The organism is Corynebacterium testudinoris, assembly GCF_001021045.1.
Taxonomy (GTDB): Bacteria; Actinomycetota; Actinomycetes; order Mycobacteriales; family Mycobacteriaceae; genus Corynebacterium; species Corynebacterium testudinoris.
This window is the reverse complement of sequence record NZ_CP011545.1, coordinates 1,013,754-1,037,887: the sequence shown is the minus strand read 5'-3', so window position 1 is coordinate 1,037,887 and position 24,134 is coordinate 1,013,754. Positions and strand designations below refer to the sequence as shown.

19 protein-coding genes are annotated in these 24,134 nt (G+C 62.6%); 7 read left to right on the top strand and 12 right to left on the bottom strand.

The genetic code is table 11. The features are described 5' to 3' along the window. Window position 1: 1 nt before the first annotated feature. Window positions 2-3,097, bottom strand: coding sequence for a DEAD/DEAH box helicase (locus CTEST_RS05070; protein WP_047252824.1), 3,096 nt, complete (start codon window positions 3,095-3,097; stop codon window positions 2-4). Between the two features lie 267 nt (window positions 3,098-3,364). On the opposite strand from CTEST_RS05070, the gene putP reads away from it, so the two are divergent. From putP to CTEST_RS05050, 4 genes are all read left to right on the top strand, one after another. Next, on the top strand, window positions 3,365-4,942 hold the full coding sequence (gene putP, locus CTEST_RS05065; protein ID WP_047252823.1) for a sodium/proline symporter PutP: 1,578 nt from the start codon (window positions 3,365-3,367) through the stop codon (window positions 4,940-4,942). Window positions 4,943-4,995: 53 nt separating this feature from the next. Next, window positions 4,996-5,589 (top strand): HNH endonuclease family protein, encoded by a 594-nt coding sequence (locus tag CTEST_RS05060; RefSeq protein WP_236686146.1) that lies wholly within the window; start codon window positions 4,996-4,998, stop codon window positions 5,587-5,589. Between the two features lie 69 nt (window positions 5,590-5,658). Next, window positions 5,659-6,135 (top strand): hypothetical protein, encoded by a 477-nt coding sequence (locus tag CTEST_RS05055; protein ID WP_047252822.1) that lies wholly within the window; start codon window positions 5,659-5,661, stop codon window positions 6,133-6,135. Window positions 6,136-6,238: 103 nt separating this feature from the next. Then, entirely contained in the window at window positions 6,239-6,808 is a 570-nt protein-coding gene (locus CTEST_RS05050; protein WP_236686145.1) for a GNAT family N-acetyltransferase, read from the top strand. Here CTEST_RS05050 and CTEST_RS05045 read toward each other — a convergent pair. Continuing rightward, window positions 6,780-7,136, bottom strand: coding sequence for a VOC family protein (locus tag CTEST_RS05045; RefSeq protein WP_047252821.1), 357 nt, complete (start codon window positions 7,134-7,136; stop codon window positions 6,780-6,782). The genes CTEST_RS05050 and CTEST_RS05045 overlap by 29 nt on opposite strands. Window positions 7,137-7,799: 663 nt before the next feature. Between CTEST_RS05045 and CTEST_RS13665 the strand changes: the two genes are divergently transcribed. After that, window positions 7,800-7,967, top strand: coding sequence for a hypothetical protein (locus CTEST_RS13665; protein WP_158408150.1), 168 nt, complete (start codon window positions 7,800-7,802; stop codon window positions 7,965-7,967). 591 nt (window positions 7,968-8,558) lie between these two features. Here CTEST_RS13665 and CTEST_RS05040 read toward each other — a convergent pair. The 6 genes from CTEST_RS05040 to CTEST_RS05015 all read right to left on the bottom strand — a co-directional run bounded on the left by CTEST_RS05040 (window position 8,559) and on the right by CTEST_RS05015 (window position 17,561). Beyond that, on the bottom strand, window positions 8,559-10,724 hold the full coding sequence (locus tag CTEST_RS05040; protein ID WP_047252820.1) for a DEAD/DEAH box helicase: 2,166 nt from the start codon (window positions 10,722-10,724) through the stop codon (window positions 8,559-8,561). A gap of 105 nt (window positions 10,725-10,829) precedes the next feature. Next, window positions 10,830-12,371, bottom strand: coding sequence for a histidine ammonia-lyase (gene hutH, locus CTEST_RS05035; RefSeq protein ID WP_047252819.1), 1,542 nt, complete (start codon window positions 12,369-12,371; stop codon window positions 10,830-10,832). A gap of 3 nt (window positions 12,372-12,374) precedes the next feature. Further along, window positions 12,375-13,616, bottom strand: coding sequence for an imidazolonepropionase (gene hutI / locus CTEST_RS05030; protein WP_047252818.1), 1,242 nt, complete (start codon window positions 13,614-13,616; stop codon window positions 12,375-12,377). 33 nt (window positions 13,617-13,649) lie between these two features. Further along, a complete protein-coding gene (locus CTEST_RS05025) occupies window positions 13,650-14,954 on the bottom strand; it encodes a YjiH family protein (protein ID WP_047252817.1) in 1,305 nt (434 codons plus the stop codon). Between the two features lie 2 nt (window positions 14,955-14,956). After that, on the bottom strand, window positions 14,957-16,669 hold the full coding sequence (gene hutU / locus CTEST_RS05020) for a urocanate hydratase (RefSeq protein ID WP_047252816.1): 1,713 nt from the start codon (window positions 16,667-16,669) through the stop codon (window positions 14,957-14,959). A gap of 127 nt (window positions 16,670-16,796) precedes the next feature. Continuing rightward, complete coding sequence (locus tag CTEST_RS05015) at window positions 16,797-17,561, bottom strand: IclR family transcriptional regulator (protein WP_047252815.1); 765 nt, start codon at window positions 17,559-17,561, stop codon at window positions 16,797-16,799. A gap of 88 nt (window positions 17,562-17,649) precedes the next feature. Between CTEST_RS05015 and hutG the strand changes: the two genes are divergently transcribed. Then, the gene (gene hutG / locus CTEST_RS05010; protein ID WP_047252814.1) at window positions 17,650-18,570 is read left to right on the top strand and encodes a formimidoylglutamase; all 921 of its coding nucleotides are present in this window, start codon (window positions 17,650-17,652) and stop codon (window positions 18,568-18,570) included. A 448-nt stretch (window positions 18,571-19,018) separates the two neighbouring features. Here the strand turns inward: hutG and CTEST_RS05005 are convergent. Then, window positions 19,019-20,211, bottom strand: a protein-coding gene (locus CTEST_RS05005; RefSeq protein ID WP_407919233.1) for an IS3 family transposase whose coding sequence is annotated in 2 segments (ribosomal slippage) — window positions 19,019-19,924 and window positions 19,927-20,211 — 1,191 coding nt in all. Because the reading frame shifts where the segments join, the coding sequence is not laid out codon by codon here. Between the two features lie 240 nt (window positions 20,212-20,451). On the opposite strand from CTEST_RS05005, the gene CTEST_RS04995 reads away from it, so the two are divergent. Continuing rightward, window positions 20,452-21,264 (top strand): type IIL restriction-modification enzyme MmeI, encoded by an 813-nt coding sequence (locus CTEST_RS04995; protein WP_144413226.1) that lies wholly within the window; start codon window positions 20,452-20,454, stop codon window positions 21,262-21,264. A gap of 43 nt (window positions 21,265-21,307) precedes the next feature. Here the strand turns inward: CTEST_RS04995 and CTEST_RS04990 are convergent, their stop codons facing one another. From CTEST_RS04990 to CTEST_RS04980, 3 genes are read right to left on the bottom strand one after another with little or no spacing between them, the layout of a single operon-like run. Then, complete coding sequence (locus CTEST_RS04990) at window positions 21,308-22,069, bottom strand: ATP-binding cassette domain-containing protein (RefSeq protein ID WP_047252812.1); 762 nt, start codon at window positions 22,067-22,069, stop codon at window positions 21,308-21,310. After that, complete coding sequence (locus CTEST_RS04985) at window positions 22,066-23,073, bottom strand: ABC transporter permease (RefSeq protein ID WP_047254232.1); 1,008 nt, start codon at window positions 23,071-23,073, stop codon at window positions 22,066-22,068. Before CTEST_RS04985 ends, CTEST_RS04990 begins: the two co-directional genes overlap by 4 nt. An 8-nt stretch (window positions 23,074-23,081) precedes the next feature. Further along, window positions 23,082-24,089, bottom strand: coding sequence for a substrate-binding domain-containing protein (locus tag CTEST_RS04980; RefSeq protein WP_047252811.1), 1,008 nt, complete (start codon window positions 24,087-24,089; stop codon window positions 23,082-23,084). Between the last annotated feature and the right edge of the window lie 45 nt (window positions 24,090-24,134).

Below are 24,134 nucleotides of genomic sequence, written 5' to 3'. Positions count from 1 at the left end.
GCTATTCCTCCCTCCCGCGATAGCTCATGAGCTGGGCAAGCTGCTCCGGGCCGAGCTCGGTGATCCAGCCCTCGCCCTCACCGATGACGGCGCCAGCAAGTTCCGTCTTGCCATCAAGAATGTCTTGGATGGATTCCTCCAGCGTACCGGCGGTAGTCATCTTGTACACCGCGACGTTTTTGTCCTGCCCGATGCGGAAGGCCCGGTCGGTGGCCTGGTTCTCCACGGCCGGGTTCCACCACCGGTCCATGTGGATGACCATCGACGCAGCGGTGAGGTTGAGGCCCGTGCCACCCGCCTTGAGCGAAAGGATCATCGCGGGCGGACCTCCGGGCGATTGGAAGTTGGCAACCATGCGATCGCGGCCAGTCTTGGTCACGCCGCCGTGGAGGAAGGGAATGGTCTCACCGAAACGCTCGGAAAGATAAGGAACGAGGAGATCGCCGAAGGCCTTGTACTGGGTAAAAATGAGCACGCGCTGCTCAGTCGCCACGGCCTCGTCGAGCAGGCGCATGAGTTCCGCCACCTTGCCGGAACGATGGCGGCCCTTGGCCGTCACCGAGGAACCGTCGCCGAGGTACTGCGCCGGGTGATTACAAATCTGCTTGATGCGCGTGATCGTGGCCAGCACGAGGCCGCGGCGGGCCATCCCCTGGCGCTGGGCGAGGCGAGTCTGGACATCATCGACCAGCGCCTTGTACAGCGCCGCCTGCTCCGCCGTCATCTGGACAGTAATAATCTCCTCATTCTTCTCCGGGAGATCATCGATGATCGTCGGATCAGTTTTGAGGCGGCGCAAGATAAACGGCGCGGTGAGGGCACGCAGGCGTTCCGTCATCTCCGGGTCCTGCTCGCGCTCGATGGCTTTGGCGAAATGGTTGCGGAAAAAGCTCGTCGACCCGAGCACGCCCGGATTGACAAAATCGAGGATGGAACGCATTTCGCTCAGGCGGTTTTCTACCGGAGTGCCGGTCAGAGCGATGCGGTGCCGGCTGGGCAGAGAACGCACGGCCTTGGACGCCCGCGTGGTGGAATTCTTAATCGCCTGAGCTTCATCGAGCACCACGCGATCCCACTCCACCGTGCCCAGCTCCTGGAAATCGCGCCCCACCACGCCGTAGCTGGTGACCATGAGGTCGGTGGTGTTCAACGTCGCAAGCAACTCCTCTCCGTGGAGGCGCTCCGGCCCGTGATGCACCAAGACCCGCAGGTCCGGCACGAAACGCGCCGCTTCTTTCGCCCAGTTGCCCACCACGGACGTCGGGGCGACCACGAGGGTCGGCCCGGCGGCTTCCCCCCGCTCGTGCTCAATGGCCAGCAGGGACAAAAGTTGCAGCGTCTTGCCCAAGCCCATGTCATCGGCAAGGACGGCGCCGAGATTATTTCGCGACATCCAGTACAACCAATCAACGCCGCGCCGCTGATAGTCACGCAGCTCCGCGTGGACGGTAGCGGGCAGCTCGACGCGTTCCGGGGCAACGGTCGCGGTACCGCCGAGCAGCGCTGCGTGCCACGTCGAGCCGGTGAACTCGATGGGCTCGGCGGCCATGGATTCCAGAGCAAGCTGCCGCAACTCCGCGAGGGTGACCTCGCCGACATCCCCGCCCTCCGAGAAATCCTGGTTAAACGCTTCGCGCTGCCGGTCCACAGCAGTAACGAGCTCCTCCCAGCCCGGTTCCTCCAGCACGCGCGCCCGCTCCGCACGAGCGGCGGCCTTATCCAACTCTTTCCTGCGCCGCTTCCGCGAGGTCGCGGCCAGCTCCTGCATATAGCCGGTGATCTTGGCCAGGGCGGAGGTATCGGCCATGACCCACTCGCCGCGCAGCTTAATCAGGCCGGTCTTGGAATTAACCAGCTCTGTCATCTCCGCATCGGTCAGCTCAATATCGCCCACCGACATGCGCCAGTTGTACTCCACGATTTGATCGAGCCCGAAGTGCTTCTTCGTCGCCCCCACGGCCGCATCGGTCTGCTCGGAGGTTTCCAACCGCGCCTTGGTCTCATAGGTCGACCACGCCTTCGGCAGCATGACCACGAACCCGGCAGCCTTGAGCTTGGGCACATCACGGGCAATAAACTCAACGATTTCAGCGGTGGTCAGGTACACATCCCAGTCACCGGCTTGCTCGCGGTGCCCCGGGTCGATGCCAGCATCAGTGCCAAAGCGGGTCCGCAGGGAAGGATCAAGCAGATCACTGACGTCGATCGCCCGGCGCTGGGACGAGCGCAGCTTTTCCACGCTCGCCCGGTCCACCTCATCCGTGCGCACCGGTCGCGGCGAGTCCGTCCCCGAGCGCACCTGCACCCGAATGGGCCACGAGTTGTCATCCGGATCGACGTGCAGATCATCCTTGGAAGGTTCCTCCACGATGAAGACCAATTGCAGGTCGATCGCAGTGATGGAATCTTTCCAATCGTTCACTGCGCGCAGCAGTGTCGGCCCACCGCGGCGCAGCGGCGTGGAATTGAGCAGGGATTCAGCGAAATCGTGCCAAGGATAAGGCCGCGGCGATTGCGACAAATCCTCCAACAGCGCCGAGGCATTCCAATGGATGAGCTGATCCGCGATCGACTCGAGGTTCCGGTTATTCGCCGTGAGAATGCCCGGCGCGGAGGCGACCATCTCCGCCAACCAGCCCCGCTCCCCCAGCCCCGAGGCCAGTTGCCACTGCGGCCACCACATGCCGTCTTCGAAGAGCAGCTTGGGCACCACCCGACCGGCCTGGGCAAAGCGCGCCAGGCCGGTGTTCATGCGCACCAGCCACTCCAGGTCGGGGGCGATGGCCGCCCGCTGGGCTTTCGTCGCCGCCGCGCCTGGCTCCAGCAGGAACGCCAGCTGGCTGAGCACCTCCACCGCCTGTTCCGGCGCGAAAGAGGCGGTGGGAATGGTCAACTCGACCTTGCGGCCCTTCGGAGTCCGCAACTCTGTGCGAACTCGATGCCGAAAAGAACGGTCCCGGAGGAGGAAACGGGCCGCTGGCGGGAAGGTCGACTGGGGCACCGCCGAGGGCAACACCACTCGATGTCCCTCCACCTGCTCGACCCAAATATGGAGGCCGGAAGGCATCCAGAGGCCGTGCAGAAGGAAAGAAGGCATAGGTTCTTTTCTACCACCTGGGGCAGACACAAGCAGGGTCGAGCATCATCGACGTCATCGTGGGCTCGCTCCCCTGGTGACGAGTTTGTTACAGGGTTGTTACGTTCAGGCCCGATGCAGGTTATCTCCTGGTTCTGCACACTAAGATCGTGGGCTAGGTCTCAATGGTGGGACTATCGGTTTGGGCACACAATGCCTGGGCCGTTAACGTGCGGAACGACACCCTGTTTCCACGTCTACGAGATTTTCTACAAGGAGGACCGCACGGTGAGCGAAACAACCTGGTTCATCATCGCCATCATCATGTATATGGCGCTGATGCTCGCGATTGGTTATTGGAGTTATCGCAAGACAGATAAGTACGACGACTACGTGCTGGCTGATCGCGGATTGAACCCCTTCGTCGCCGCCATGTCCGCCGGCGCCTCTGACATGTCGGGCTGGCTGCTCATGGGCCTGCCGGGCGCCCTGTTTGTCACCGGTATGTCCGAGCTGTGGATTGCCATCGGACTTCTCGTCGGTGCCTGGGCAAACTGGAAGTGGGTGGCCCCCAGACTGCGCTCCTACTCGGAGGTGGCCAACAACTCCATCACCTTGCCCAGCTTCTTCGAAAACCGCCTGCACGATAAGTCCAGGATCCTCCGCATCGTGGCGGCGGGCATTATTATCTTCTTCTTCACCTTCTACGTCTCCGCCGGCATGGTTTCCGGCGGCCGCTACTTCGAGGCAACCTTCGGTGGCGAATACCTCAACGGCATGCTCATCATCGCGGCCGTGACCGTGGCGTACACCTTCATCGGCGGCTTCCTGGCCGTGTCTTATACCGATGCGGTGCAGGGCATGATTATGTTCGCCTCGCTCATCATCGTGCCGGTCATGGCGCTCATTGCCTTGGACAATCCCTCCGACATCTGGACCTGGGCCGCGTCGAATGACTACGGCCCGTACACCAGCGGCGTGGGCAATCCGACGTACTTCAACATGATCGCCGGTGTTTCGGCCGCGGCGATCATCGGCAACTTGGCGTGGGGTTTGGGCTACTTCGGGCAGCCGCACATCCTCGTCCGCTTCATGGCTCTGCGCTCCCCCGCCGAGGCGAAGGTGGGCCGCTGGATCGGCATCGGCTGGATGCTCCTGTGCATCCTCGGTGCCACGGCCACTGCTGTCATCGGTACCGTGTTCTTCTCGCAGAACCCGGATATTGCCGTCACCGACCGCTCCGCGTTTGAGACGGTCTTCCTCGACATGGGACGCATTCTCTTCCACCCGCTGCTCGCTGGCCTCGTCCTCACGGCCGTGCTCGCCGCGATCATGTCGACGATGTCTTCCCAACTGCTGGTCGTGTCCTCCTCGCTCATCGAGGATCTGTACAAGATCATCCGCAAGCGTCTGCCCGAGGAGAATGTTCTCATTAACCTCTCGCGCTCGGCGGTCTTCGTCGTCGCCATCGTGGCCGGTATCTTGGCCATCACGCCCTCCGACACCATTTTGGGCCTGGTCGGCTTCGCCTGGGCAGGCTTCGGTGCCGCCTTCGGCCCGCTGGTCTTGGCGTCGCTGTACTGGAAGCGCCTCAACGCTCCGGGCGCGATCGCCGGCATGGTCACCGGCGCGGTCGTGGTCCTCGCCTGGGGCACGCTCGGCGGGTCCGACATCATCTACGAAATGGTTCCGGGCTTCATCGCCGCCTCCGTCGTGATGATTGCTGTCACGCTGCTCACCGCCCCTCCCAAGCAGGAGGTTCTCGAGGAGTTTGATAAGGCCTCTCACCTGGCCGCCATCGTGAATAAGCACGAAGACATCGACATTGAGGTCGCCGCCGCAAAGGTCGAGCGCGGCGAACTCTAGCCAGAGGATCTTCTCAGGGAACCTGCGCAGCCTCACACCAGTCCAATACTGGTGTGAGGCTTTCTTTTTTCTTCGCCGTCCTCGTCGTCGCTACCGCCGTCATGGTGGTGCCCCGCGGACTGCCCCAACCGCTGCCTGAGGTCGCCGACGTTCCCCAACGTGCCCGCGTCCTGGGCTACTCGCGCGCCGAGTTCGGCTCCGGCTGGGCTCCCCATGGTCCCTGCACCATCCGGGAGGCGCTCCTCGCCTCCCTGCTTATCGACGCCGTCTTAGACACCCCCACCTGCACCCTCACCGGTGTAGCCACCTTCGACGATCCCTATACGGGATCCTCGTTGAGCATCTCCGATGCCATCGACATCGATCACATCTTCCCGCTCTCCGCCGCGTGGGATTTGGGCGCGCATCGTTGGACACCGAGCCAGCGCCAGGCCTTCGCCAATGATCCCCGCAACCTCTACCCCGTGTCCGCCGCCGCGAACCGGGACAAGTCGGACCAGCTTCCGTCGGACTGGATGCCGTCGCACCGTAGCTCGCGCTGCTGGTACGCCCAGCGCCTCGCGGCAGTCGCCGAGGCCTACGAGCTTCCCCTCCCCACCGCAGACATCCGCACGATGAGGCGGGCGTGTCACCACATCCTCACGTAGCTTCCCCCACCTGGCTTCACTAGGATGGCCAGGGAATACCGAGACTACCAATTCTGAAAGGGTCACTCCTTGACCACCATCATGATCGTCCTCCACGTGTTGGCGGCTGTCCTGTTCATCGGACCAGTCACCATCGCCACGTCCACCTTCCCGGCCCAGGCTGTCAAGGCCCGCGCGGGTGACGCGAAGGCCGCTGGAGCCGCTGCCGTCCTGCACCGCATCACCAGTGTCTACGGCATGCTTTCCGCCCTCGTACCGATCATCGGCGTGGGCATCATGTTCACCGATGGCTCCTATTGGCGGGAGGGCAAGTACCACATCGCGATCACCCTGGCCATTATCGCGTGGGCAATCCTCCTCTTCCTCATCCAGCCTCGCCAGCGGAAGATGATGGGCTCTCTCGGCCTGCTCGACGCCGGGGACTTCGATCCCGAAACAGATCAGCTCGACGACGCCAAGTGGGACAAGACCAAGTCTCAGCTGTCCATGTTCAGCGGCATCTTCGCCCTCCTCTGGGTCATCATGCTCGTCCTCATGTACCTCTAGAGGTCACACCAGCGGACAACCAGGTGTGGCTTTTCTCCAGCAACACCACGGGCGCTGGATTCCACTGCAAGTTCACCCCACGTACTTCCGATTGGAGTAAAAAGTGAACATTGATTTTAGGGACTATGCAGCGTCAATTCTGCAGGGCGACAAGGTTCGCCTGCGAGCTCTTGAGGAGGATGACCTCCCCCTGCTCGCTACCTGGTGGAATGACCCGACGTGGATGGTCTTTCAAAACGCCAAGATCACACCGACGCCGCACTCTTCTACGATTGACATGTTTCGAACGTGGAGTGGCAACAAGGATGCCAGCAACTTCGGATTTTCCATTGAGGAGGCCGCGAGCAAGGAACTAGTCGGTCATGTCACTGTCTGGGGAATTGATCCGATTGTCCGTGCCGGAACTCTCGCGATCATCATCGGTGGCGAGCACGTCGGTCGGGGCCTCGGCACGGATGCCATGCGGGTGGTGCTCCGATTCGCTTTCGAAGAGCTAGGCATCAACAAGATCGAGCTCAGTGTCTGGGAGTACAACTCACGGGCGCTGCGAACGTACGAACGCGTGGGGTTTGTCGTCGAAGGGTCACGTCGCGCGGCTACTATTCACGCCGGGCAGTACTGGGCCCAGATTCAGATGGGAATTCTCAGGAGCGAATATCTGGAGATTCGTTGATCTGAATCGACCGCCCATCCGGGTCGTCAATTCGAAGAGAGCGGCCGAAATCTTCGTCCACAATCTCTCCACCAGAAAATCCGGCATCGTTCAACCGCCGCATCGTGTCCTCAAGCGGCTGATCCGCCTCGAAGCACAGATCAATCGACCTCGATTTGTGTCCGGAGTCTGCGCTCGACACCGAGTGGAGAGCCAACGTGCCCCCACTGGCCTGGAGCTCCACCCAGTCGCCCGCCTCGGCGTGAAAACCCAGGTCGAGGCCAAGAGCCGAGTAGAATCGAATGCTTGCGTCAGTATTCCCGACATAGATGACCGGCAACAGGCGCATCTTGTTACTCCTATCGAAGCTGTTGAAGACGATTGTCGCTCGTGGAAAAGCGCATGCACCCCAACTGTAACCGGGCTGACCCACTGACATGCTGACGTTGATATTCCCCAATGCGAGCGCATCCACGTGAATGAGGGCGGACCCATTGCGATGCGACAGTTGTGTGGGCCTCACGTCTTTTCACCGAGGTACCTTTGCACTTGAAGGTTGAGGTCTGCCGAGTCTCTGCCGGCAGTCATTCACTGACATAGCTGCATGCAGATGTAGAAATCATGCCGGAATCGCAATCGCCCACCTGGACGCCGCACAGCGACTTTCGCGGCAGTGCACCCATCACTCACATCCGCCTCGGAACCAACAGCGGGGGTATCCCTTAGCCTGAGCTTCACTTATGCCATACGTGATCTAGGTCATACGCTAGGCTGGAGGCTACCTAGCCACAAAGGGGACATGATGAGCGTCGTGCTTGCCGCATCCGACATCTCGTCTGCTTTGCGGCTAACGTCCAGCCACTCATGATCTACGAATACGAGAACGGCACACATTGCACTGGTAAGTATCCAAACGCAAACAGCTGCCGAGACACTTTCAACAAACCAGGAGTTAAAAACTACCAGCTCAGTGCTTGTCTCGCGTGGAGTAAATACGAAAGTCAGGGCTAGAATGTCTACCATCATCATTGTCGCCATTGCGGCCATCGTGCTCATCATCATTCCTGGCGGGCTGATGCAACAGCGCATCCGCAAGCATTCAGAAGAGCCCGACGCCGAAGCCCGTCAGGCAGCACTGGACTTTCAACGAGATGTTGACCGAGGACGAGCAGGGTTCTAACCCGATGTTCTGCATCAATCCCTCAACGACGGGAATGACCGCGGAGCCGGCCGCGACCTAAGTGGACTGTCGTTCCCCCATTTTCCGATGCCGCCGCGAAATGGCCTTCCGTAGGGCACTACTCAGTAGGGTCGGTTTCCCAGCGCTTGCCTTTGTAGCGCAAGCGGTCACCTGTCTTTAGTGGTGCTACCCGGTGCCAGGCCGGGGCCGGGATCCAGCACACTGTGTCCCTCGACCGCCGAGCAACCCAAAACCCGCACTTGCTAACAACTCCGGGGTCAAAAGCCCTTCCCCACCCCCCAAGTTGTTAGGAAGTGCGGGTTTCGCCGAAGGCAGTGGGCCTGAAGTGCTAAGGAACAAGAAAGTTGGGCTTCCATCCAAACAGCACTACCGCCACGAGCACCCGCCCGGGTGACAGGCCAGAGCCGGGCCAAAAACCGCACTTGCTAACAACTCCGGGGCCAAACGCCCTTCCCCACCCGCCAAGTTGTTAGGAAGTGCGGGTTTCGTCGTCGGCAGTGGGTCTGCAGACGAAAGGCCTGGTGCCTCCCCACATCGGGGAGGTACCAGGCCTCTAGTTAGGTCGGCGTACTAGTCGCGCCAACCGCCACGTCCACCGCGGTCATTGCGGTCGCGTCCGCCACGGTCATCGCGGTTGCCACGGTATCCACCGCGTCCACCACGATCGTCGCGGTCACGTCCACCGCGGAAACCACCGCGGTCTCCGCCACGACCACCACGGTCGTCGCGCTCAAAGCGACGCGGGGGGCGTCCACCGGAGTCGGGCTCGATGTTGATGAGCTGACCGGAGATGCGGGTATCGGACAGGCGGCCCAGGACCGACTTGTCCATGTCCTTCGGCAGTTCGACCAGGGTGTGGTCGACGGCGATGGTGATGCGGCCGAAGTCCTTGGAGGTGAGGCCACCCTCGTTGGCCAGGGCGCCGACGATGGCACCTGGGCGTACGTTGTGGCGCTTGCCCACGGCGAGACGGTAGGTGGAGAAGTCACCGTCGCGGTCGAAGCGGGAGCCACGGTCTCCGCCACGATCATCGCGATCGAAACGGCCGCCACGGTCACGGTCGAAGCGACCACCACGGTCGCCGCGATCGCGGTCGTTGCGCTCGCGGCGCTTCTCCGGCGGGGCTTCCTTCATGAGGAAGTCGCTGCCGGCCTGTGCCTGGGAGGCCAGGGCTGCGGCGATGTCTTCGACGGGAACGTCGTGTTCTTCGGCGTAGGACTTGATCATGCCGCGGAACAGGTCGATCTGCTTGGACTCGAGGGACTCGGTGATGGAGTCCATGAACTTGCCCTTGCGGGATTCGTTGACCTCATCGACCGTGGGCAGTTCCATCTCGGTGAGCGGCGCGTTGGTGGCGCGCTCGATGGCGCGCAGCATGCGGCGCTCACGCGGGGTGACGAAGAGGATTGCCTCGCCGGTGCGGCCGGCGCGGCCGGTGCGGCCGATGCGGTGGACGTAGGACTCGGTGTCGTTCGGGATGTCGAAGTTGAACACGTGGCTGATGCGGTCGACGTCGAGGCCGCGGGCGGCAACGTCGGTTGCGACCAGGATGTCCAGTCGGCCGTCCTTGAGCTGATCGACGGTGCGTTCACGCTGGTTCTGTGCGATGTCGCCGTTGATGGCGGCGGCGGAGAACCCGCGGGCGCGGAGCTTCTCGGCGATTTCTTCGGTCTCGTGCTTGGTGCGCACGAAGACGATCATTGCTTCGAACTCGGTGACCTCGAGGATGCGGGTGATCGCGTCGAGCTTGTTGCGGTGCGCGACGTTGAGGAAGCGCTGCGTGATGTTGGTGGCCGTGCGGGTCTCGGACTTGACCGAGATTTCGCGCGGATCCTGCAGGTACTGCTTGGAGATCTTGCGGATGCCGTTGGGCATCGTTGCAGAGAACAAGGCGACCTGCTTGTCCTCGGGGGTGTCCTCGAGGATGCGTTCAACATCGTCCTGGAAGCCCATGTTGAGCATCTCATCGGCCTCATCGAGGACGAGGAAGCGCAGACGGGAGATGTCGAGGGATCCCTTTTCCAGGTGGTCGATGATTCGACCGGGGGTGCCAACGATGATCTGAGCACCGCGGCGCAGGCCGGAGAGCTGGATGCCGTAGGCCTGGCCACCGTAGATCGGCAGGACGCTGATCTTGCCGAGGTGGTCAGCGAAGGACTGGAAAGAATCGGCGACCTGGAGCGCGAGCTCGCGGGTCGGGGCGAGGACCAGCGCCTGGGGCGAGCGGTCCTGCATGTCAATGCGGGCGAGGATCGGCAGCGCGAAGGCTGCGGTCTTGCCGGTACCGGTCTGGGCGAGGCCGACGACGTCGTTGCCTTCCATGAGAACCGGGATGGTCTGCGCCTGGATGGCGGAAGGGGTCTCGTAACCGACCTTCTTCACCGCGTTGAGGACGGCGGAGGGCAGGCCGAGGTTGGCGAAACCGTGTTCGTCATCCTGGTCATCGCCAGCGTCTTCTGAGGCGTCTACTGCCTTGTCGGCAGCGGTATCAATAGTGTCATCGTTGTCCGAGAATTCTTCGGTCTCGGAGCCGGTGGCCTCAGAAGTATCCGCGTCCCTGGTGTCCTGATCGCCCTGGGCCGGGACATCGGGATCAATAACATCCTCGATGGTCAGCGGCCCGGTGGCGGCGGAAGCAGCAGAAGCTGCATCACCTTGCGGGTTTTCCTGAGATTCCGACGTGCTTAGGTCATCCGGCTCATGTACGCCGCCGGTGGCGTTATCGGTAATGCTCATTGCCTGACCAGAGTACGCCACGACGCACCAAGATGCTATTTATCACCAGGGTGTCTTCCGCTACAGTGCTTATCGACGCCCGCGGGGGTCACAGTTGGTTGGAAACTATCGCAAAGCTCCCGTTTCCGTTTCCACAACTGCCACCACGTCACCGGAGACGACGAGCTGCGTGGCGTGCTCGATCTCGGGTGCCAGGAACCTGTCCGGGCCGGGGCCCGGAACCGTCTCCCGGAGCTTGGTGATCACTGCCGCTGTCGCTGGAGCCGGACGATGATCCCGCATGTCAATCGCTCGGGCGGCTGTGAGAATTTCGACGGCGAGGACGCGGGCCAGGCCGTCGACGCTGCGCCGCAGCTTGCGGGCCGCCGACCATCCCATGGAGACGTGATCTTCTTGCATCGCCGAGGAGGGAATCGAATCGACGCTCGCCGGTGCGGCCAGCCGCTTCATTTCCGAGACGATGCCCGCTTGGGTGTACTGGGCGATCATGTGGCCCGAATCAACCCCCGGGTCGAAGGCGAGGAACGGGGTGAGCCCGCGGTTGCGGGCGGCGTCGAGGAAACGATCGGTGCGGCGCTCAGAAATGCTGGCGAGGTCCGCGCTGACGATGGCGAGGAAGTCCAACACGTAGCCCACCGGTGCACCGTGGAAGTTGCCGTTGGAGGTCACGCGGCCATCGAGAGCGACGACGGGATTGTCGATCGCCGATGACAGCTCCACTCCGGCTACCCGGCGCGCATGATCGAGCGTGTCCCGAAACCCGCCGGCCACCTGCGGGGCGCAGCGCAGCGAGTAAGCATCCTGGACATGGTGCTTGGCAAAGCGCTCGGCGGCACGGTCGAGAATCTCCGAGCCTTGAGCGACGGCGAGAATGTTCGCCGCCGACGCGGCCTGACCCGGGTGGGGCCGAAGTTCTTGCAGGTCCGGGGCGAAGACGGTGAGCGTTCCCTCCAGACCTTCAACGGTCATGGCGGCGGCGACATCTGCGGTGCGCGCCAGCCGGTCGAGATCGTGAATGGCCAGGCACAGCATGCCGAGCATGCCGTCGGTGCCGTTGATGAGGGCGAGGCCCTCTTTTTCTTGAAGCACCACCGGTGCGATGTGATGGGCGGGGAGGGCCACGGCGGCGTCGATAAGCATCCCTTCCGAATCACGGACCTGCCCCTCCCCCATGAGCGCCAACGCGCAGTGCGACAGGGGCGCGAGGTCGCCGGAGCAGCCGAGCGAGCCGTATTCGTGGACGACGGGCGTGAGGCCCGCGTTGAGCATCGCCGCGTAGGTGGTGGCAACGAGCGGGCGGACCCCGGTGCGGCCCGTGCACAGGGTGGACAACCGCAACAGCATGAGGGCGCGGATGACCTCGCGCTCCACCTCCGGGCCGGAACCCGCGGCGTGGGAGCGGATGAGGCTGCGCTGCAGCTCAGTGCGCTTATCCTGCGGGATGTGCTTGCGAGCCAACGCGCCAAACCCGGTGGAGACGCCATAGACGGGGTCGGGGCCTTCCGCGAGGGAATCGATGTGCGCTCGGGTGGCCTCCATCGCCGCGAGGGAGTCCGGGGAAATCTCCACCGGGGCTCCGTGGCGGGCGACGTTAACAACATCGTCGATGCTCAGCGCGCCGATTCCGATGGTGATCGTGTCAGTCATTTCTCAAGCCTTTCGTGGTGGGAGATTAGTGGGATATTGAGGTAGTTGCCACGCGGACACCAGCTCGCCCGCGTGGTAGGTCTGCCAGGTCAGCGGCATCCCCGGCCGGTAGGCCAGATCGATGGCGTGGGTGCTGGTGAGGACGTGGAGATCGGCGGACGCGCCCACCGCGATGGTGCCCTTCGCCGGGCGCCCCTGCGGATCCAGGCCACCGCCAACATCGTGGCGGCGCAGGGCCCGGGCGCCACCGGTCGTGGCGGCGTGGATGGCCTCATCCAGGGTGAAGTGCTGCTGGAGCACCGCCGTGGCCACGCAGAAATTCATCGAGGAGGTGTACGAGGTGCCCGGATTGAGATTGGAGGCGATGGCGACGTGCACCCCGGCGTCGAGAAGCTGGCGGCCCGGGGCCAGCGGCTGCCGGGTCGACAGATCGCACGCCGGAAGGATCGTCGCCACGGTCTCTGAACCGGCCAGCGCGGCGACATCGGCGTCAGTGACGTAGTTGACGTGATCGACGCTGGCAGCACCCAGTTCCACGGCCAGGCGCACACCCGCGCCAGGCCCGAGCTGATTGCCGTGGACGCGCAGCCCCAGCCCCTGCCTGCGACCGGCTTCGAGGACCCGGCGCGACTGCTCCTCGGTGAACGCACCGCGCTCACAGAACACATCGATCCAGCCGACGTGCGGGGCGACGGCGTCGAGCATCTCACCGACGACGAGGTCCACGTACTCCTCCGTCTCGGCGCCCGGGGGCACAAGATGAGCGCCGAGGAAGGTGACCTCGTCGACGTAGCGGGCAGCGAGTTCGGCGGCAGCCAATTCCGACGCGACGTCGAGCCCATAACCAGTCTTGGTCTCCAGGGTGGTGGTTCCCCCGGCATGAGCCGCGGCGATACGCTCGCGGAGGAGGCCCTCCAGCGCGTCCGGCCCCGCCGATCGGGTGGCCTCCATAGTCACGGCGATGCCACCGGCGGCGTAGTCCTCCCCCGCCATGCGGGCTTCAAACTCCTCGGCCCGACTGCCGGCGAAGACCATGTGGGTGTGCGAGTCCACCCATCCGGGGAGGACCGCACGCCCGCCGAGATCACTGGCCTCATCGGCGGCCGGAGCGGCGGACTGCGCCCCCACCCAGGCGATGCGGCCGTCCTCGATGATGACCGCTGCGTCATTGATCGTGCCGAGCTCGGAGACGGTGCGCAGCTCGGATATTCCTGTCAGCAGGGTGGTCTGGGCACGAGAGTTCATGTGTATCTCCGTAACTAGTGGTGTCAGCTGGGGTTACAGCACAATAAGCATGGCTACCGGGACCGCGACGATGACGCTGATGACCACGCGGAAGAACCAGATGAGCACCATCTGCCAGATCTTGAGGGGGATGTCCGTGGCCAGCACCGCGGGAATCATCGCGGAGAAGAACAACACCTGGGATACCGACACCATGGCGATGATGAGGCGCAGGAGCTCCGACTCGTTGCCTGCCACGAGGGTCGCCGGAAGGAAAAGCTCGGCCAGGCCGATGGCCAGCGATTCCGCGGCGAGTCCCGGATCGGGGATGGGCAGAAGGTGGACCAGCGGGTAGAAGATGTAGCCGAGGACCTTGAACAAAGGGGTAAACGTCGCCGCCAGCAGTCCCAGGAAACCCACGGAGAGGATGCCGGGGAGGATCTGCATGGCCATGACGACGCTGTCGCGGAAGTTGTACCAGAGGACTTTTCCCACCGACGGGCTGGCGGCCAGTGTCGTCTGAGCGGCAGACCACGCGGCGCGGAGGCGATTGCCACTGACTCGTTCCTCCGGGGTTGGTGTAACTCCCGGGTAATAGTCAGTGCTGAACGTGCGCAGCGGCGGCAGGTAGACCGTGATGGCGGTGGTGACAAAGGTGACCACGAGGGTGCCCAGGAAGTACAGGCCCCACAGGTGCATGATGTCGACGGTCTTGGCGATGACGATCATGAAGGTCGCGGAGACGGTAGAAAAACCCGTGGCGATGATCGCGGCTTCCTTAGCGGTGTAACCACCCCGCTTGTACACCCGGTTGGTCACCAACAGCCCAAGGGAGTAGCTGCCAACGAAGGACGCAACGGCATCGATAGCTGCCCGCCCGGGGAGTTTGAACACGGGGCGCATGAGTGGTTGTGCGAGAACTCCGACGAACTCCATGAGCCCGAATCCGACGAGGAAAGCGAGGAAGATCCCGCCGACCGGGACGAGCAGGCCGATCGGCACGACGAGCTTGTCAAAGAGGAACGGTCCGATGTCCGGGCGGAACACCACCGCCGGGCCGACGTCGAACACCAGCATGGACGCGACAATGAGACCGAGGATTCCTAAGAACGCAAACGTTCCCTTCGCGAGGGACTGCCGCCACCGCCCGGTAACAAAGGGATAGACGGTGCCAGCCACGATCATGAGATAGATGAGGTACTGGGTGTTCTCCCCCAGCACCGTCCTGATCCCGGTGACGATGTGATCGAGCAGAATCGTCGACGTCCCACCAATGGTCACGGGCACGAAGAAGGCAACGATGCCGATCGCGCTGTAGACAAAGAAGCGCCAGGAACCGGTGGACTGACGAACGTTCATGCTCAGCTGTCTTCCCCGGCGCGATCGTCAGAGGCGTTGGCTTCGCGGGAATGGAAGGGCATGGGCACGCGCACCCCGCGTTCCTCAGCCACCTCATTGGCCCGGTTGTAGCCAGCGTCGACGTGGCGGATAACGCCCATACCGGGATCGTTGGTGAGGACGGCGGTGAGCTTGGCGGCGGCCAATTCCGTGCCGTCGGCGACGATGACCTGCCCGGCGTGGATGGAGCGACCGATGCCCACGCCGCCGCCGTGGTGAATGGACACCCAGGTGGCGCCGGAGGAGGTGGCGGTGAGGGCGTTGAGCAGGGGCCAGTCGGCGATGGCGTCGGAGCCGTCGAGCATGGACTCGGTCTCGCGGTAGGGGGAAGCAACGGAGCCGGAGTCGAGGTGGTCGCGGCCGATGACGATGGGGGCCTTGACCTTGCCCTCGGCGACGAGGCGGTTGAACAGCAGGCCAGCCTGGTGGCGTTCGCCGTAGCCCAGCCAGGCGATGCGGGCGGGCAGGCCCTCGAATTCGACGTATTCGCCGGCCGCGTCGATCCAGCGGTGCAGGTGTTCGTTATCGGGGAACAGTTCCTTGATCGCCTCGTCGGTGACACGGATGTCGTCGGGGTCTCCGGAGAGCGCGACCCAGCGGAAGGGGCCTAAGCCCTCGCAGAACAGCGGGCGGATGTAGGCGGGGACGAATCCGGGGAATTCGAAGGCGCGGCTGTAGCCGGCGTGGCGGGCCTCGTCGCGAATGCAATTGCCGTAGTCGAAGACCTCGGCCCCTTCGTCCTGGAATTCCACCATTGCCTGGACCTGGGCGGCCATGGACTCGCGGGCCTTTTTGGTGAAGGTGACGGGATCTTCGGCGGCTTCGCGCTGCCAATCTTCGAGGGCGATCTCGGCGGGCAGGTAGCTGAGCGGATCGTGGGCGGAGGTCTGGTCGGTGACAATGTCGAAGGTGACCTCCCCGGCGCGGTGGCGGCGCAGCAGCTCGGGGAAGACGTCGGCGGTGTTGCCGACGAGGCCGACGGAGAGGGGCCGCTTGTCTGCCTTGGCTGCGTTGACGCGGGCGATGGCGTCGTCGATATCGGTGGTGACTTCATCGAGGTAGCGCTTGGCCTGGCGGCGCTTGAGGTGGGATTCATCGACGTCCACAATGAGGCACACTCCACCGTTGAGCGTGACTGATAACGGCTGGGCGCCGCCCATGCCGCCGCAGCCACCGGTGAGGGTCAACGTCCCGGCGAGCGTGTTGCCAAAGCGCTTGCGGGCGATGGCGCCGAAGGTTTCAAAGGTGCCCTGGAGGATGCCCTGGGTGGCGATGTAGATCCAGGATCCGGCGGTCATCTGGCCGTACATCATGAGACCTTCGGCCTCGAGGCGGCGGAATTCGGGCCAGGTGGCCCAGTCGCCGACGAGGTTGGAGTTGGCGATGAGGACGCGCGGGGCCCAGACGTTGGTGCGGAACACTCCGACGGGTTTGCCGGACTGGACCAGCAGCGTCTCATCTTCTTCGAGGTCTGTGAGGGTGTCCACGATGGCATCGAATGCTTCCCAGCTGCGGGCAGCGCGGCCGGTGCCGCCGTAGACGACGAGGTCCTCGGGTCGTTCGGCGACTTCGGGGTCGAGGTTGTTCATGAGCATGCGCAGCGGGGCTTCGGTTTGCCAGTTCTTGGCGTTGAGTTTGGTTCCGCGGGGTGCTCGTACTTCTCGGGCTTGCGACATGGCGTGGGTTCCTTCACGGGCTCGGCACTAGTGTGATTCGCTTCACTGGTCTCACACTCTAGGTACCGGTGCCGCGCGCCCATAGGCCCCACGGCAGCAAAGTGTCTGGAATACCAGACTTACCAGGTCAGGATGTTCGCGTTCCGTACATTCGCTCGGACAGCAGCTGCGCATTGCGCTGCAGATTCTCTACCGCGGCGCGGACCTGGCTCTCGCTAAAACGCCCGACGGGGAAGGTCACTGCCAGGGCGGCCGCCGGTCGCTGCAGGTGATCGAGCACTGCCACGGCGATGCTGCGTTGGCCGCGCGCCACTTCTTCCACCTCTTCGGCCCAGCCGCGCTCGCGCACTGTTGCCAACCGCTGATGGAACTCGCGCAGCGTCTCGCCCGAGCCCGAGCCCGAGCCCGAGCCCGCGGCGGTGGCGAAGGCGGCGCGTGCTTCCCGCTCGGGCAGCACCGCCAGCATGGAGCGCCCCGAGGCGGTGCGGGTGGCGGGCAATCGCACCCCCACCTCCGTTACCAGCGACACCGCTCCCGGCGCGCGCAGCTCGTGGAGGTACACGATCTCGGAGCCCGCCAACCGCGAGATGTGCCCGGAACCTTGCAGCATCTCCGCCGCTGGGACAATCAGCCGGGCGCCCAGCCTCACCAGTGGTTGCTGCGTGGTGTACGCGTTAGCCATGGCGTACGCCGCCAGCCCGAGACCGTAAGTCTTCTCCCCCGGGATGTGAACGACATACCCGGCTTCCTCCATGACCTTGAGCAGGTGGTACATCGTCGAGCGGGGAATACCCAGTTCTTTGCGGATGCGGGCGGCGGAGATCGGCACGTCAATCGTCGATAGCAAGGAAAGAATTCGCAGCGTGTGCTGGGCAGCGGGGACGTGTCCCATGAATTCACCTCGAGAAGTCTGGGATACCGGACGAAAAGTTCTACCGCCCGACTATAGCCATCTGTGTCCACTGTTATTGTTTTCCCCCATGACCGAGATGATCATTCCCCCCACGCCTTGGACCGGGCGTAACGACGGCCCCGGCATCGAGCATGCCCGCTGGCACTCCACCATCTCTGCCCCCCAGCCTGCCCCAGGAATCGCCCTGCTGGGCTTCGCCTGCGACGAGGGCGTCCGCCGCAATGGGGGCCGTCCGGGCGCCGCGGCCGGTCCCGACGCCATCCGTTCCGCTCTCGCCTCCCTGGCAGTCCACCAAAACACCCCGCTTTACGACGCCGGGACGGTCACCGTCCCCGGCACCGATCTCGAGGCCGGGCATGAGGCCCTCAGCCGCGAGGTTGCCTCGCTGGTCGAGGCCGGACACCTCGTCATCGTTCTCGGCGGCGGGCATGAGACGGCCTTTGGCAGCCACCGGGGCGTCCGGGAAGCATTGGGGTACTCCCCCGCAATCATCAATCTCGACGCCCACTTTGATCTCCGCGAGGCGGATCAACCGTCATCGGGCACGCCGTTTAAGCAGATCGCTGAGCTCGCCGGTTCCGAGTTCGACTACACCGTGTTGGGTATTTCCCGGCCCAACAACACCCGCCAGCTGTTTTGCACCGCCGCCTCCCTCGAGGTCCACGTGGTCAGCGACGTCAAGCTCGGTTCCCTCACCCTGGAAGAGTGCACCGAACTGGCCGAATCTCTCTCGGAGAACCACGATGCGATCCACCTGAGTATCGACCTCGACGTGCTGCCCGCCGCCACTGCCCCCGGCGTCAGCGCCCCGGCGGCCCTCGGAGTCGACTTCCCCCGGATCCTCGCGCTGGCCACCGCCATCGCCGCCACCGGAAAACTCCGGCTCGTCGATATCGTCGAGCTCAACCCGGACTACGACATCGACGGGCGCACCGCGAAGGTCGCCGCCCGCCTCGTCGATGAAATTAGCTCCGCAGCTCGTGGCTAAGTGAGTCGAGCTCGCCGCCACCGGCCATGAGGATGGTAAACGCTTCTAACTTCTCCGGCAGAAGGCCACAGAAAATAATCATTAGTGAGTATTGACCTCGTTTGGAGCGCCAACGCGATGCCAAGATCATTTCCCTGAAAGACCTCGGAGAGTCGAGGGACTGGTGTTCGTCGACAATGAGCCTTTCGCCGGCTTCGACTCAAACGAAGACCTGGGTTTTTCGGGAGCAGGCAAAACCATTCCCTCCGATGAATGACGGCGGCTCACTCACCTGGAATTGTCTGGAGAGACTGCACTCACGGGTCACCTCTTGAGGACCCCCCCTTCCAATCGCCTGCCCGCCGCATCTTCGCACATTTTGCATGACAGGTGACCTCGATCTTCAAATTCTAAGAAATAAGATGCAACGACTCTTGGGTCTGCTGCACGATCAGGTGACAGTGGTTAGTCACGCAGCCTGATCGGCTGGTGTGGTCATGATTGTCTCGAACTCGATCGGGGTCAAGCGGCCTAGGCGGTCCTGTCTGCGGCGTCGGTGGTAGGTCCTCTCGATCCAGGTAACGATGGCGATCCGGAGCTCTTCTCGGCTGGCCCATGCGCGGCGGTCGAGGACGTTCTTCTGCAGGAGTGCGAAGAAGCTCTCCATGGCTGCGTTGTCCCCGCACGCACCGACGCGGCCCATGGATCCGGTCATGTCGTGAATGCCCAGAGCGCGCACGAATTTCCGGCTACGGAACTGAGACCCGCGGTCGGTGTGGACCACGCAGCCGGCCACGTCGCCGCGGCGGGCGACCGCGTTGTTGAGGGCAGCCACGGCTAGGCGGGACTTCATCCGCGAATCGATCGAGTACCCCACGATCCGGTTGGAGTAGACATCCTTGAACGCACAGAGGTAGAGCTTGCCCTCATTGGTCCAGTGCTCGGTGATATCGCCGATCCACAATTCGTTCGCGCCATCGGCCTTGAACTCGTGCCGGGTTCTGCCCTCCTCATCGGTGACGGCGCAGAGGTCATCGTGGACCGGTGGACCGGGCTTCTTACCGTTCTTGCCGCGTTTCTTCCCGAACACCGACCACCAGCGGTTGTCTGAGCAGATCCGCCACGCAGTGCGCGCTGCCATCGGTTGACCGAGATCGCGGGCCTCATCCACCAAATAGCGGTAGCCGAACTCGGGATCATCCCGGTGGGCGTCGAACAAGGCATTGGCACGGTAAGCCTCATTCAGCTCTGCATCGGTGATCGGGTCCGCCAGCCACCGGTAGTAGGGCTGGCGAGCAAGATTGAGCACCCGACACGTCACCGTGACGGGGACACCGTCCACGGCCAACTCACGAACGAGCGGGTACATCATTTTCCCGGCAGATTGGCCTGCGAGAGATACGCCGCGGCACGGCGGAGGACCTCGTTCTCCTGCTCCAAGAGACGGATCCTCTTCTTGGCGTCGCGCAGTTCAGCCGACTGAACCTGAGTCGAGCCCAACACTTCACCGTCCTCGAGGTCAGCCTTCTTCAGCCACGAGTACAGGGTAGTGAAGTGGACCCCGAAGTCCTTGGCGATCTGGGAGAGCTCGACACCGGGCTCACGATTCCGTGCGACACGGACAACGTCATCGCGGAACTCTTTGGGATAGGGCTTGGTCACGGTGTACATCCTTCCAGCCCAACCATCTGATTAGGCTGCTCGGTTGTCACCTGATCGTGCAGCAGACCCCTTATATCGAGTAGTCAGTACCCGCAAGCGAGAGATCCATCACGCTCAATGCAATGTAAAACCGCTGCCTGACATAGAATATCGGTAGATTCAGTCAAGCACCGGAAGCGAATAAAATTGTCTCAATACCCGTATTGGAAAACTGTCCCAACGGACGAAATCGAACGACGATTGGTACTTTTCAGCGAACATTGGCTGCAAGAAATTAAAAGATGGAAGAACGAAGGATCCATCAACTCAGCAGAAAGGAGCAGCGGGCAAAGATTTTGGCTCGATTTCCTCGGCTGCTTCGGCTTTGACGCGTTGAAAATGGACATTTTCGAACACCAAGCTTTTCGCCCAGTAGCCCAGACGCCGGGAAGGATAGACGTTCGAATGGGGAGCCTGTTCATCGGTGAAACTAAGAGCCCTCCCGTAAATATCAAACGAGCCGATATTCAACTCATCGACTACAGGGCAGGGTTCTCCGATCTAGACCCGACTGCGCCCATGTATGGAATCAGTACCAATTTCAAGACCTTCCACATCTTCAACTTCGATAGCAGCCGTAGCCATCCCATACTGGGAGTAGATCTCGATGATCTTCCACAGAATCTGAGCTACTTCAAATTCCTCTGCCGGCCTGTCCCTCAGAGACCTGTACCAAAGCTCCCAGAGCCAGTGACACCATTCTCCAACAGTCTTGATATCCAGAACGACATCAGTTACCTCTTGGGCCACATGCCAGGCGATATTCGAGGAATTAAAATATACCGCCGCCGACAGGAAGCGCTCGCTGGATATCTACCTCTTTACAAAAACGCGGTCGCGGGAGGGTGTAAAGAATCTTTCCGGGATTGGGCATTGAAGCGAGGTTTTTCACAGACCCTAGAAGACGAGCTTAAGAAAGACAAGGATCTCCGCTCGCAGACCAATATGGGGATCTGGATGTTTGCCGGAATGTTAATGTTTGTCATTTTGATCATTATTTTAGCGACCAGGTAGTCGATAATCGCTTTCCAGGTCGCCGCCCGCCTCGTCGATGAAATTAGCTCCGCAGCTCGTGGCTAAGTGAGTCGAGCTCGCCGCCGCCGGCCATGAGGATGGTGAGTTCCTCCAAGGTCACTTCGTCGCGGGTGGCGTCGAGGACCTGGCGGCCGAGGTTGAGCATGATGAAGCGATCGCCGACCAGGAATGCGTGGTGGGGGTTGTGGGTGATGAGGATGACCCCGATACCCCGGTCGCGGGCTGCGGCGACGAAGCGCAGGACCATGCCGGACTGCTTGACGCCGAGAGCGGCGGTGGGCTCGTCGAGGATGAGCACCTTCGCGCCGAAATAGATCGCCCGGGCGATGGCGACGACCTGACGTTGACCACCGGAGAGGGAGGCGACGGGGACGTCGACATTGCGGAGGTCGACGCCCATCTCGCGCAACTGCTCGTCGGCAATCTTTTTCATCTCATCTTCACGCAGGCGGCCAAAGGCGCCGACAATTTCCTGGCCGAGGAAGAAGTTGCGCCACACGCTCATTTGGCCGACGACGGCCAAGTCCTGATAGACGGTGGCGATGCCCGCATTGAGGGCATCGCGGGGCGTCGAAAAGCTCACTTCCTCCCCGGAGACGTACATCGTGCCGGACGTGGCCTGGTGCAGACCCGCCAAGATCTTGATGAGGGTCGACTTGCCCGCACCGTTGTCGCCGAGCACGCAGGTGACCTCGCCGGAATTGGCCGTCAGCGAAACGGAATCCAGGGCGGTGAAAGCGCCATAGGTCTTGGACACCTCGTCGAGGCGAATGAGTTCGGTCATGATCGTTTCCTGGTGAACTTCTCGAAGGTGTTGTTGGTCAGCACCGCGAACAGCAGCATGGCGCCGAGGAAGAACATGAACCAGTCGGGGTTCCACCCGGCGTAAACGATGCCCTGGTTGGTCATGCCGAAGATGAGCGCACCGATCGCCGTGCCAATGACCGTGCCTCGTCCACCCGTCATCGCACAGCCGCCAATGACGGCGGCGATGATGTAGAGGAACTCGTTGCCCACGCCCTGGCCAGCCTGGATCGAATCGAACATGAACAGGTTATGCATGCCGACAAACCAGGCGGCGGCGCCGACGAACATGAACAAGGTGATTTTCACCCGACGCACCGGCACACCGACTGCCCGGGCGGCATCCTCATCGCCACCGACAGCGAAGATCCAGTTGCCGAAGCGGGTCTTGAACAGCAAGAAGCTGCCCAGCGCCACGAACAGCAGCCACCACAGGACCGTGATGCGGATGTTGACGCCGCCGATGGTGAGAGTCGAGGCGAAGACCGCCCGCGCGGACGCGAACCCTTCCATATCCGAAATGATCGGCGTGGCCACCTGGCCGGTGACGAACTTCGTGATGGCCAAGTTCAAACCCTGCAGCATGAGGAACGCCGCCAGCGTGATGAGGAAGGAGGCAATCTTCGTCCGCGTGACCAGATAACCATTGATAAAGCCAATGCTCAGAGCAATACCGAGGGAGATAAGCGCCCCCACCCACGAGTTGAGCCACAGGTTGTAATTGAGCATCGTTGCCGCCAGCGACGCCGTGGTCACCGCGACGCCCGCCGACAAATCGAACTCGCTACCGATCATGAGCAGGCCCACCGCCACGGCCATAATGCCGATCGTCGAGCTGGCGTACAGCACAGTGGCGAAGGCATCGACCGAGCGGAACGCCGGGGCGACGCTGAAAAACATCACGAAGATAATGATGGCGCCGACGAGACTGGTCAGCTCGGGACGCTTGAGCAGGGTCGTTAGCCCTTCCGACACGCGGCTCATCGTGGCATTCATCGCAAACCTGCCTGAGCGGCGTCCGCGATTGTGTCAATGTTGGAGGAATCGACGAAGCTCGGGCCGGTGTACACGGGGCGGCCGCCGCCGACCGTGCTGCCGTTGCGATGCGCCAACCACAAAGAATCAACCGCCATATACCCCTGCAAGTAAGGCTGCTGATCAATCGCGAAGGCGATGTCACCCTTACGGACGGCCTCCACCAACTGCGCGTTCGTATCAAAGGTAGCGATCTTCACCTCTGCCCCCGCATCGCGCGCCGAGTTCACCGCGGCCAGAGCCACCGGGGTGACCAGGCCCATCACCCAATCGATCGACCGATCCTGAGCCAGCTTGGCCTGCAAAGTCGACTGCACCGAGGTCAGGTCCATGCCATTGACGTAAATCGTCTCCACCTCACCCCCGCCGCCGAGGCCTGAAGCTACGCCCGAACAGCGCGCCTCCTGGGAAGAATTTCCCTGCTCATGGATGACACACAGGACATGCTTGGCCTGTTCCTGCGCCAGGCGCTCGCCCGCCCGCGTGCCAGCCACGCTCTCTTCCTGCCCGAAAAAGCCCGACAGACCAAAATCTTGATAGCGATCCATGCCAGCATTGAGCCCCACGACCGGAATACCGGCGTCGACGGCTCGCTGCGCAGCCGGACCCAACGCATCAGCATTGGGCATGGTCACGGCGAGCCCATCCACCCGCGCATCGATGGCCGACTGAATAAGATTCGCCTGGTTAGGCACCTCCGGATCGGCCGAATACCTCAACTCCACATTGTTCTTCCGCGCCGCGTCCTCCGCGCCCTTGCGCACCAAATCCCAGAAGGTATCCCCCGGGGCGCCATGGCTCACCATCGACACGACGATCCGCTCGGTGTCCACGGTGCCCCCTCCCCCAGCCTGCCCCGTGGAGCGCGGAGCCCCACCGGTGGCGGAACAACCCGCGAGGAATAGGGCTGCCGACGTGACAACCACAGCTACGGAGGCGGCCAGCGGCCGACTAAAGAACTTCATTCCATGAAGTAAACGCAGGTCAGGGGGCTTAGTCAAACGTATGCC